The 12062-nt window shown below is 41.3% G+C and carries 11 protein-coding genes; 6 read left to right on the forward strand and 5 right to left on the reverse strand.

Annotated elements, in window-relative coordinates; all coding sequences use genetic code 11:
* Positions 1–6 precede the first annotated feature (6 nt).
* The 6 genes from AAHK14_RS05165 (at position 7) to AAHK14_RS05190 (ending at position 7419) form a co-directional block, all read left to right on the forward strand.
* Entirely contained in the window at positions 7–2583 is a 2577-nt protein-coding gene (locus AAHK14_RS05165) for a prolyl oligopeptidase family serine peptidase (RefSeq protein ID WP_172823638.1), read from the forward strand.
* 234 nt (positions 2584–2817) lie between these two features.
* The gene (locus tag AAHK14_RS05170; protein WP_065256023.1) at positions 2818–3819 is read left to right on the forward strand and encodes an ABC transporter substrate-binding protein; all 1002 of its coding nucleotides are present in this window, start codon (positions 2818–2820) and stop codon (positions 3817–3819) included.
* A 196-nt stretch (positions 3820–4015) separates the two neighbouring features.
* Positions 4016–4420 carry a hypothetical protein gene (locus AAHK14_RS05175; protein ID WP_065256022.1) on the forward strand — a complete coding sequence of 135 codons (405 nt, stop codon included), beginning with the start codon at positions 4016–4018 and terminating at the stop codon, positions 4418–4420.
* A gap of 258 nt (positions 4421–4678) precedes the next feature.
* Entirely contained in the window at positions 4679–5680 is a 1002-nt protein-coding gene (locus tag AAHK14_RS05180) for an iron chelate uptake ABC transporter family permease subunit (RefSeq protein ID WP_194092626.1), read from the forward strand.
* A 9-nt stretch (positions 5681–5689) separates the two neighbouring features.
* Positions 5690–6661, forward strand: a complete 972-nt coding sequence (locus AAHK14_RS05185; protein WP_065256021.1) for an iron chelate uptake ABC transporter family permease subunit — start codon at positions 5690–5692, stop codon at positions 6659–6661.
* Positions 6658–7419: an ATP-binding cassette domain-containing protein gene (locus AAHK14_RS05190; protein WP_065256020.1), complete on the forward strand. Its 762-nt coding sequence runs from the start codon at positions 6658–6660 to the stop codon at positions 7417–7419. Before AAHK14_RS05185 ends, AAHK14_RS05190 begins: the two co-directional genes overlap by 4 nt.
* A 32-nt stretch (positions 7420–7451) precedes the next feature.
* Here the strand turns inward: AAHK14_RS05190 and AAHK14_RS05195 are convergent, their stop codons facing one another.
* The 5 genes from AAHK14_RS05195 to AAHK14_RS05215 all read right to left on the reverse strand — a co-directional run bounded on the left by AAHK14_RS05195 (position 7452) and on the right by AAHK14_RS05215 (position 12046).
* On the reverse strand, positions 7452–9329 hold the full coding sequence (locus AAHK14_RS05195) for a hypothetical protein (RefSeq protein WP_065256019.1): 1878 nt from the start codon (positions 9327–9329) through the stop codon (positions 7452–7454).
* Complete coding sequence (locus tag AAHK14_RS05200) at positions 9316–9819, reverse strand: ABC-three component system middle component 5 (RefSeq protein ID WP_065256018.1); 504 nt, start codon at positions 9817–9819, stop codon at positions 9316–9318. The genes AAHK14_RS05195 and AAHK14_RS05200 overlap by 14 nt, the downstream gene beginning before the upstream one ends.
* Positions 9803–10345, reverse strand: a complete 543-nt coding sequence (locus AAHK14_RS05205) for an ABC-three component system protein (protein WP_345894504.1) — start codon at positions 10343–10345, stop codon at positions 9803–9805. Before AAHK14_RS05205 ends, AAHK14_RS05200 begins: the two co-directional genes overlap by 17 nt.
* Positions 10281–10643, reverse strand: a complete 363-nt coding sequence (locus tag AAHK14_RS05210) for a hypothetical protein (protein ID WP_065256016.1) — start codon at positions 10641–10643, stop codon at positions 10281–10283. Before AAHK14_RS05210 ends, AAHK14_RS05205 begins: the two co-directional genes overlap by 65 nt.
* Positions 10644–10861: 218 nt before the next feature.
* Positions 10862–12046, reverse strand: coding sequence for an MFS transporter (locus AAHK14_RS05215; protein WP_065256036.1), 1185 nt, complete (start codon positions 12044–12046; stop codon positions 10862–10864).
* Between the last annotated feature and the right edge of the window lie 16 nt (positions 12047–12062).

Below are 12062 nucleotides of genomic sequence, written 5' to 3' on the forward strand. Positions count from 1 at the left end.
TTGCCCATGATAAAATTAAAACTCACCACGCTGTCATTGGCGGTGCTGTCATGTGTGTGTATGACACAGACACATGCCAATAACGATACTAACAGCAATAAACCAAACTACCCAAAAACTCGGGTGCATCAAGACAGTTATGACCCCTTTTTGTATGGTGAATTTGGCATCTCTGCCAATAGTGCAGGCATAAAAAATGCCCAATACACAAATAATCAGCACGCCCCAGATGATGGCATTGACCATTATCCTACCGCCACTTATGTGGATGAATACCGCTGGTTAGAAGAGTATGATAATATTGATGCGTATGTTGCCAAAGAGACAGATACTGACCGTGAACGCAACTTCATTGGTACTCGTTTTGAGGATGACAGACCATCGGTAGCCAGAACCACCAAATATCTACAAACCGTGCAACCTAAGGCATCCAGTGAGGTAAATGATTGGGTTGATGAGCAAAATGAGTTAACCGAAGCATACATTCAAAACTCTGCCATCTATGAGCAACTAAAAATAAACCACGATGCTCTAAAAGATGTTGAGCATACCATGAGTCGTTTTTATCGGGATAAGGTTGGTGAGATTCGCCATTATCGCCATGTTGATGGTTTTAGTCGCATTGAGCGTATTGACCCAGATGGCACCCGTACCGAGCTGGTTAATCAGGCAAACATCTCCCCAGATGGCAGTGCTGCCATTCGTAGTGTCAAGGTCAGTAAAGACGGCTCTTATGTGTCATTTTTTGTGCGTCAAGGTTCCGCTGATATTGATCCCACCTTTTTGCATGTGGTAGACACTCACACAGGCAAACTTGCCACACCCATCATCAAAGGTATTAGGCGAGATGCCTTGGCATCTACATGGCTAGATGATGATACGTTATTTTATGTGGGCAGTGTGCCACAGCTTGCGGTCTATCGTCGTGATATTGGTAAAGAGCGTTTTCATGACCCCATCGAAACCAACTCAAACCAAGTGGGCGGTGGTGCGATTACCAGTATCTATTTTGATGGCGATGATGACCGTTATTTGGTTATGGATGGCATGTACTGGGGAGCAACAATGGCTTACATCAAAGACCGCAAGACGGGCGATGTGTATCGTCTGCATGACAATAAATTCTTTGATAAAGCCGTTAGGTACAATCCAGCTTTTAATAATAACATCTTGGCACAGCTGATACATTTTGACCCAGAGACCCGTGATGTGTGGTTTATTAGCGGGGAGAATGACCGTAGGGGCGAGCTGATTAAGAGTAATCTTGACAATCTAAAAAAGCGTGAAGTGGTGGTTAGTATTCCGCAGGATTTGGATTTGATGCGTGATGCGTATTATCACGAAGAAGGTAGTGGCTATTTCTTGGTAACTTATCTAAAAGATGGGGTAAGTCGCCTTAAACTGGTGGATGCAACCACAGGTGTCTTTTTAAAAGATTTGACGCCACCACAGGGAGCGGGCTTTATCTCTGAGCTGACTGGTAATTTGGTGAACAAAGAACAGACCGATTCCAACCACGAAGTGGACGAAAATGACGCTGAATCCAACGAAAACTATGTGCAGTTTCGTTTTGAAAACCCAACTTTCCCGCCCACAGATTATAAGTACAGCATTGCCAAAGATGAGTTTTTGGATATTCGTCGCTTTGACCTAGCACCATTTGATGAGACGCAGTACGAAAGCAAAGTGGTGTTTTATACATCTTATGATGGTACACAGGTGCCGATGAATATTAGCTACAAAAAAGGCATTACCTTAGATGGTAAGAACCCGACATTATTATACGGTTATGGTGGTTATGGTGTCATCTATGACCAAACCTTTGGCTTTCCTGCCAATACCGCATGGCTAGAAAATGGTGGTGTTTGGGCTCATGCCTTTATTCGTGGTGGTGGTGAATATGGACAAGAATGGCAAGATGCCGCTAAGCATACCAAACGCTTGACAGGTTATGATGACTTTGCCGCTGCTGCTGACTATCTAAATCAAGCAGGCTATGCCAATCCTGACCATCTAGGCATTATTGGTGGGTCTAACGGTGGTCTTTTGGTGGGGGCGGCGATGGTGCGTCATCCAGAGAAGTATCGTGTGGCATTCCCACAAGTGGCAGTGCTTGACCAATTACGCCAAGCGGACATGGGTATTACTCAGTATTGGATGGAAGAGTATGGCGTGCCATCAGAAGGTCGTCGTGTTTATGATGTTTTGATGAGTTATTCTCCTTATCACAACCTAAACGCAGGTACTTGTTACCCATCTACCTTGGTGCAGACATCCAAGCGAGATGACCGTGTGGTGCCGTCGCATTCTTATAAGTTTGTTGCGCGTTTTCAAGAGATAGAAAGCTGTGGTCGTCCCGCACTGCTTCATGCTGCCGAAAACCAAGGACATAGTCCAAATACCTATAATGAGCGAAAAGAAGACGAGCTTATGACGATTGCTTTTGCGTTCCAAGAGATGGGCGTGACAGACATACCAAATCTAGAAGTGCGACCTACGACCGATGAGATGAAGACAGACAAATGGCGAGCCGAAGATGAAGCCAAGCGTCAAAAACGTCTCAAGGAACGCTCTGTTCAGTAATTGTAAATAGCAACAAAAACTCAGCTTGGTCTGGGTTTTTGTTTTTTGGCGACCAATTTTTAGATGGCAATAACTCATCATGCACCACAACTGGCAATCTAAATTATTTGTTAAATATTCCTATTTTCATTGATTTATCAAGAATTTTTGGTTAAAATATGTAACCATTATTTATTTTTTCATGTTATTCTCATATATAGGACGTGTTATGTTTACCAAAAAATAGGACGTGTTATGTTTACCAAAAAACTTTTAGCCCTTGCCGTTGTTGGTGTGTTCGGTCTGACCGCTTGTAACCAAGACAAACCTGCTGAAAAATCAGCCGACACCCAAACTGCCTCCACCGAACAAAAAGCCGACACCGCCACAGGCGATATTACCATCAAGACCGCCACAGGCGAGCAGACTATCCCTGCCAATCCAAACCCCATTGCTGTCTATGACATGACCGCCCTACAAAACTTGACCGCACTGGGCGTGGCGGTTCAGGGTTTCCCTGATATTGCCGATGACCGTGCTTTGGCATTGAACCTAAAAGCACAAGACGCTCCTGCCACCACTCAAATCGGCACATTGTTTGAACCAAATCTAGAAGTGTTGCACGGTCTAAAACCGCAAGCGGTCTTTGTCGGCTCTCGTATGGCAAAACACGCCGAAGAGCTTGGCAAAATCGCCCCAACGTATAATTTGACCATGGACACCAACAACGTCTATGAGTCAAGTAAACAACAGATTACTGATTTTGGTAAGGTGTTTGGTAAAACTGCTGAAGCCGACAAACTCATCGCTGACATTGATAACGCCATTGCCGAGACCAAAAAAGCGGTAGAAGGCAAGGGCAACGGGCTTGCCATTCTTATCAATGGCAACAAAATGAGTGCCTATGGCAAAAACTCACGCTATGGCTATCTACACACCACATTTGGCATTCCTATGGCGGACGCTGACGTGAACAAAAACGAAGAGCGTCATGGTCAGCCCATTAGCTTTGAATATATCCAAAAAGTTGACCCTGATTGGCTATTTGTCCTAGACCGTGGTTCGGCGATTGGCGAAGAAGGCGTATCGGCTAAGGAAGTGCTAAACAACCCACTCATGCACAACACCAAAGCCTATAAAAACAACCAAATCGTCTATGTTAGTGCAGATTCTTATCTTGCTTTTGGTGGCTATTATCAATGGCTAAAAGACACCAAGATTGTTACCGATGCGTTTAATGCAAAAACAGCTCAGTAATTGATATTGGGTCTAAAAAAAGGGGGCGGATTTTATTCGCCCTTTTGCTGATTTTTTTATTTTAGGGAAAATGATGACTGATATCACTGATTATGTTCATCGCCAAATTGCACAATTTGATAACGCTTGCCAAACCGCCAAACCTAGTATGGTGGCATATTTGGCTGATTATTTTGCCAAAATAGACCGCTAGCAGGTGGACACGCTTTGGGTGGAATATAACGATGATTTGGATTTATTTATTTTTTGGTTAGACAAAACAGGCAAAACCTTAAATCGTGGTTTGGCAGGCATGATACCAAAAGAGCATTATCCAACGGGCAATTTTTCATTGGACGAAATAGAAGATGAGCTTTATGATTTTGATTTAGATGATGATGAAGTCATGGAATATTATGATGATATTTCAGATAATATTCATAACAGATTTGAAACATGGTTTATTGATTGTTGGAAACAGGCTAATCAAAACAACGCCCAACCATTACCTGCTTATTTTTCAGAGCATGACAGTATTACAAAATATGATTTGGTAAATCATACCAAAAAGGCATTAAATGACCTTGAAAAAAAACATGGTTGGACGTGTTTATTTGAATGATTTTTTTGATTAAATATTTTAAAAAAGTCATTGGATAATTTGGGTGATTTATTTGCCAAATTTCATATTGCCATTTGCCATAGGGCGAATAAATTACCCCTACACATCTAGATTTTAAAAATACGGTTTATCAAAGGGCGTGGAAAGCACGCCCCTACAATGTCCGACTTTTAAATATATTTTGATTTAACCATGTCAATTTATCATATAAACCTCTTTGTCCTGCCATACCCTTAGGAATTATCACTTAGGAACCCTATGACCACAGCGACACTCTCTACCCCGAAGTCCGCCCCAAAATCTCGGTGGTCGCCAGCATTTGTCAATGTTGGTGCATTTTTGCTTTTGTTTGTTTTGATTGTCATCAGCATTTCGGTGGGGGTGGCGGATTTTTCATGGGCAAAGCTCTTTGACGACACCGACAACAGCTCACAGTTATTTTTGGTGAGCCGTCTGCCCCGTACGCTCGCCTTGATTTTGACGGGGGCGAGCATGGCGATAGCGGGCATGATGATGCAGGTCGTGCTAAAAAACCGCTTTGTTGAGCCGTCCATGGTGGGGGCGACACAGTCGGCGGTGCTTGGGGTTTTGCTGACAAGCCTATATATGCCAACCTTGCCCCTTTTGGGTAAGATGAGCGTGGCAACCGTCATGGCGTTTGGTGGTATGATGATTTTTATGCAGATTATCAAACGCTTACCGCCCACGGACTTTCTCATCATTCCGCTTGTGGGGATTGTGTTTGGGGGGATTATTGATTCGTTTACGCTGTTTTTGGCGTATCAGACCGAGACGGTGCAAATGCTGTCGGTGTGGCGGTTTGGTGATTTTTCTAGCGTGCTGGCAGGGCGGTATGAGACCTTGTGGCTGGTGGGGATTTTGTCCGCCATTGCCTATATCATGGCAGACCGCTTGACCATTATTGGGCTTGGGGACGGTATCGCCAAAAACTTAGGCGTTAATAAAGATGCTGTCATGTGGCTAGCGATAGGCATGGTGGCGATGATAAGTGCGGTGGTGGTGGTTACGGTGGGAGCGATTAGTTTTGTGGGGCTTGTCGTGCCAAATATCATCAGCCGTCTGGTCGGAGACCGCCTGCGAGTGTCGCTTCCTGCGGTGGCGTTGCTTGGTGCGTCTTGTGTCCTTTTGTGCGACATTATCGGTCGTGTGATACGCTATCCCTTTGAAATCCCTGTCTATGTCGTCTTTGGCGTGCTGGGGTCGGCACTGTTTTTGTGGCTTTTGTCAAAATCAAAATAGGGGCGTGTGATGAATTTTATAAAAAAGTTATTGGGCAATCCTATTTTATTGGCGTTTATCGTGCTTGTGATTGGCTGTGGGCTGTATTTGACCTTAAATGTGATGAGTTGGGATTTTGCCTTGCCCCTGCGTACTCGCAAACTCATCGCTTTTTTGGTGGTGGGCTATGCGGTGGGGGTGTCCACGCTACTGTTTCAGACGCTTACGCATAACCCCATTTTAACGCCAAGTCTCTTGGGCTTTGATGCCTTATATGTCTTGATACAGAGCCTTATGCTGTTCTTTTTGGGTATGCTAAGTTATGTAACCTTGCCAACGGTGGGCAAATTTGCCTTTGAAGTGGCGGTCATGATGATGATGTCGGTGATTTTGTTTCGTTTTTTGTTTACCAAACACAATCAAGACTTAACACGGCTTATCTTGGTGGGCGTGATTTTTGGGACGTTGTTTCGTAGCTTATCCTACATGGTTGCTCGCATGATAAATCCTGATGAATTTGTAACCGTGCAAGCCAATAGTTACGCCAGTTTTACCGCTATTAATGTCAATTTGCTTATCACCAGCGTGGTGCTGTCGGTGGCGACTTTTATTTATGTATGGCGACAACGGTTTGCATTGGACGTGCTACTGCTTGGCAGAAATTGTGCCATTTCGCTTGGCGTGCCGTATCATAAGCTCTCACTCGGCATTTTGATGACAATCTCGCTACTGGTATCCATGGCAACCGCTCTTGTGGGCCCGATTACGTTTTTTGGGCTTTTGGTGTGTGCTTTGACCAATCGTTTTTGCACCAAAATGGCTCATGGCGAACGGCTCATCTTGGTAACACTCATCGCCAGTAGCACGCTCATCGTGGGGCAGGCGGTGTTTGAGCATATTTTTAAAATGGCAGGCGTGCTTGAAGTGGTGATTGAGCTGTTTGGTGGGGTGGCGTTTTTGCTACTGATTTTTACGCAATACAATAAAGGAAAAAGAGCATGATAAAAGTAAAAAACGTAAGCCACAACATCGGCGATTTACCCATTTTAAAAAACGTAAACTTTGAGCTACCCACAGGGCAAATCATCGCACTCATCGGGGCGAACGGGGCGGGCAAAAGTACGCTGTTTAGCCTGATGGCTCGTATGAATCCGTTGCAGGACAAATCCGCCTGTATTAGCTTTGACGGACACGACATCAGCACCGCCACAGATAGCGACATGGCAAAAGTGGTCGCCATGCTCGCCCAAGAAAACCACATTCAGGGGCGACTGCGTGTGCGTGAGCTACTCATGTTTGGGCGTTATCCTTATCATCAGGGCAGACCCACACAGGCGGATAAGGATAAGGTGGAAGAGATGATTACAACCTTTGAATTGGAGCCACTTGCCGAGCGGTTTTTGTCCGACTTGTCGGGCGGTCAGCGTCAGCGTGTGCTGATTGCCATGGTGGTGTGCCAAGATACGCCATATATCCTGCTTGATGAACCGCTCAACAACCTAGACATGTACCACGCAGGGCGACTCATGCGACAGATGAAAGTGCTGGCAAGTCGTGGCAAAACGGTGGTCATCGTGCTACACGACATCAACCAAGCGTCCCAATTTGCCGATACGGTCGTGATGATGAAAGGGGGCGAAGTGGTGTCGGTGGGTACGCCAAAAGACGTGCTAACCGCTGAAAATATGAAAGTACTGTATAACGTGGACGTAACGGTGCTAATGCACAATGGTAAGCCGACTGTGGTGGATGTGGTGTGAGAAAGGGGCGAATGTTCGCCCTTTGCATATGCTTAGCTTTTAATTTTCAATGTATGATTTTCACTGGTATAAAAATCCCCAATACAATATTCTGAATTATTTAATTCTTCAGCAATCATTGACGTAGTAAAAATAATCTGATGTTTTACGGTTAATTTTTTAGATTCGGCAACAATTAGTTTTTGAAAATTTTTACTCCTTGCTTCTTCCATGCCTTTATCTTCAATATTATCCATTATGGCTAATCTTGGATACAAGAAACTTTTATCCTGACAAGAGGCTATCAAAAGAGCTAATTTAAAACAGCTTTTTAAAAAAGCGGTTGAACTTGCTGAAAACATGCTGACGCCATCAACTTTGATAATATCATTGGAAAAACTAAAGCTAACCTCCTTTGCTTTCTTAAAAGAATCTTCTCTATCTAAATCTTGTTTGATTAAATCTAGCACAATACCTGATATTTTTGATTCTTTTGATAGCTTAACCTGCTCATTTTTTTTAACAATTTTATCGATGTCGGAAGACAATTTAGAGACAATCGCTTGCAAGTCATCCCTTTTTTCTTTTAATATTTCAAATTTTGACAGCTGAGCAATCTTTTCTTGCAAATGGATATTTTGTTGCTCTAAATTTCCAATTTCCAATAAAGCGAGTCTATTTTGTGTAGATAGTCCGCCAATAGGTTTTTCCATAACCATTAATTTTGCTCTTACATTATCGATATTTTGATTTATTGTAGCAAGTTCGGACTCTGATTCTTCATATCTTTCTTGATATTTTGGCAATAAGCTTTGTGTTTCTTGAATCTGGAATTCAATATTTTTTTGCAGTCGATATGTTGGTTTTTCGTATTCTTCTGACTGTTCTGAACCACAAACATTGCAAGTTGTATGACTTGTGGTGGGTTTTAATTTTGAGAAACAAGCAGGGCAATGAATAAACTGTAAATCTGATAAAATATTAATCATTTTTTCAGAATTCTGAACGTCAATCAATCTATTTTTTTGAGATTTAATAAATAATTCTGAGTCTTTTATTTCAAAAAGAATCTTATTTAACTCATCAATTTTATCTTCCTTTTGTCTTAATAATTTGTCAAGTCTATCTCTTTGAGTATAAATTTCTTGACGAGTTTCATTATCGGCAGACTCTTCATTAATATATTCAAGTTGTGCATTAAGTTCAGAAATTCTTTCTTGGTTAAAATTTATTTCTTGATTAATTTCATCAATAGTTTTTATGTCTAAATAAACATGTGTGAATGTTTTTATTTCATTAATTGAATTAGCATGATCTTTTTCATATTCTTTCAGCTCATTCTTTTTGTGAAATAGGTCACTAATCACACCGATTAGTAGATCGCCTATTGCTTCTCTTTTTGTATTGGAGTCAAAGTCTTGTTCACGAAATATCCTACTAACACTTGTTAATTGGTCGGTATAAATCAGACGCAATATTTGATTAAAGTTAATGAAATTATTATCTGTGGATTTGATAATAGGGATATTTAATAATTGAAGCAAGTTTGCGTGATAATTTTGTTTATTTTCTCTATCACTATAGGGAAATAATAGACTATCCTTGATTGAAAAATCATCATAACCTCCTTCAAAGATTCTCATTCCAATTCGTGATTTATTGGATATATCGCGACATAAAGTAAATGTCTTTCCGTTTATCTCTATTTCAATATAAGTTGTAGAGCATTTCAGTGCAATTTCTTTCCATTGCTTTGTTGGAATATCTCCACCTAATGCAAAAAACATTAGCTCCATAATTGTGGATTTCCCAGAACTATTATGTCCGCGAATAATATTCACACCCTGATGAAATTTTTCATCATATACAGTATAGTTTTCTTTTTGAATTACTAAACGCTTTATAAAAAGAGTGGGATCAAACTGTATCATAGCGGAACTCCATTAAGCCAGATCTAGATTTTAAGCCTTTTTCACCCAAAAGATCAATAGCTATTAAAACTCTGATAATTTCTTTATGTATTTCACTAGTAAAGTAAGGATTTTTTGCCAACTGTTCATAGGCTACTTCAAAATATTTCCCTTTTCGCATTACCATATTTTCTTCATCAATATCAATAATTAGTTTGGATTTTAAAACTTGTAGAGCATAGCTTTGAAAATCATTCAGTTCAGAAAATAAAATTTTTCTGTTTGGTAATTCTTCATAAGGTTGCTCAATTTGATTTGCTATATTTTTTTGTATTTTATTTCCTTTTGGAAATGTAAAATATGTATTATTAGTTAAAAATATTGGAAAAACTAAATAAAAATCAATGATTTTTAACTTATCCAATTCAATACTTGATAAGTTGTTTGATGATAAAATATGTATCATTCTAAAACAACAATGGTAAATATCATTTCTAGGGTGATAAATCATATTCGTTATCCCAATCAATGTGGCAATTACCAGTTAAAAGAAATAATAAACCATACATTTCATCTATACTATCGAATAATGAGGACATTTGACAATCCTCCCATAAAGGATTAATGATTCTATCTGCAATGAAATCATCAATTTTTTGATTGGAAAATTCTTTGGATAAAATTTTTCCTTTAATTTGATATTGAAATATGGATAATGTATTACTTAATAGGAATAAAAAAACTTCATTTGCTGTTTTGAATAAGCCATATTTTGCAATTTTTCTGTGGATTTTACTTTTGCTTTCAATGGCTATTTCAACAAGGTGCTTTCTATTACCATCAATCAATTTTTGTTTTAAGCCTCTTGCTAATTTGGGGTTATTCTTTTCAATTTTTCTTTGTAAATAATGTGTAAGCTCTTGGCTTAGTTTTTCAAAATCTGGATTGTCTTGCTTACTTCTCTCAAATTTCTCAATTAATTGGCTTAGTTTTCCGTTTTTTTTGAATATGCTGATTGAAAGTAATAGGTGAATTATTAGCTACAATGTTTGTATTGTTATTGCCAATATTTGTTTGATTTGTCGAGTTGTCTGCTGTGTTAAGCTCAAAATAGTTGGCATATTGTGAGATAAAGTCTTCCTTGCTTATACTGAGTGGTGAGGTGGGAATGTCTTGACTTTTTGCAAAGATGAGCCTTGCCTGTTCATCGGGCAATTCATAAAGGTTTTCTTGGAAAAATTCTTTGATCTTTCTGGCGGACAGTGTAATACCCTCTTTAAAGTAATCATACATTACACCAGATACGATTGCACCACTTAAAAAATCAAAATCCATAACATGACCTTGTGATTTAATGATTTAAATTTCTATTTTATCACTTCATTTATTAAGCTTCAAGAATTAATATTTGATAAACTGTTAAGGGTGATGTTATCAATTGTTATGATTTGATATGGTGGCTACCCCCACCTTATTCCCCACCAAAAATGCGACCAGCCCAATCACCAACGCAGGCACGACAGCGTGCAAATCCCATAAGGCAATCATATCACTCAATCCACCCTATCCCCACGCCCCGCAAGCCAGCCAAAGCCGACATTGACACACATTAAGATAAATAGCACATACAGCGACAGCTCCCAAGTACCTGTTTTTTCGTACAATTTACCCAGCACCAATGGACCAAAAAACGCCACGCCATAGCCCACCGCCTGCACCATGCCCGACAAATCCCGAGCGGTGTCAAGCCGTGTCGTACGAATAGAAAACAGCATAAGCGACAACGTAAAAATACACGCCCCACCAAAGCCCATGAGTGCCGACCACAGCATGAGATAATCAGGAAACCAAATAAATCCGCCCGACCCCACCACGTTGGCAAGGCTTGCCACTAAGGCGATGATTTTTATGGGAAAATTTCTTTTGATTAAAAAGGTTAATAAAAATATGGCGACAGGGGCGGACAACTGAAAGGCAAGGGCAAGAGAGCTTGCCTGTGCCAAACTTAGCCCATAGCCCATACCAATGGACGGCAAAAAGCTCGCCACCGTATAAAACAGTAACGACTGTATGCCCATATACACGCCCAAATACCAAGCGTCCTTGCTTTTCCATGCGTTAAAATGGCTGGGTGTGCTGGTGGTTTGGGCGGTGTCGGCATGATATAACTTATTGATAAATAACAACATAAAAAACGTCATCACCGCAAACATCCCCCACCACGACAACGCCACCTGCCACGACACCACACCCATGAGCGGTACGACCAGATAGGCACACAGCCCTGCACACACTGACATAGATAGGCTAAACACGCCCGTGGCAAGGGCGATGTGATTGGGAGTGTATTTTTTGATAAAGGGGGCGGTTAAGGCATTTAATAGCCCAATGGCAAGCGACAAAACAACTGTACCAACAAACAGCCCACCCACCCCAAGCCACACCCGAGACAGCACGCCTAGTGCCAGCACCACACCGCTTGCTATCATCATGATTTCAAGCCCAAAACGCTTGGCGAGCATGGGGGCAACCAACGCCCCAAACGCAAACATCGGCATGGGTAACGCCCCCAACAGCCCAATGGCGGACACCGACAGTCCGAGTGCGTCTGTGAGTGTGGGGGCGATCGAGCCTAGCATGACAATGGGTGAACGCATATTTATCGCCAACAACACAAGCGTGATGATAAGCAGGGCAAGGGGTAGGGCGGATTTGTGGGGGTGTGTGGTGTTTGGCATGGCGGTTTGGTGTGGG

This window comes from Moraxella sp. K1664 (genome assembly GCF_039693965.1).
Taxonomy (GTDB): Bacteria; Pseudomonadota; Gammaproteobacteria; order Pseudomonadales; family Moraxellaceae; genus Moraxella.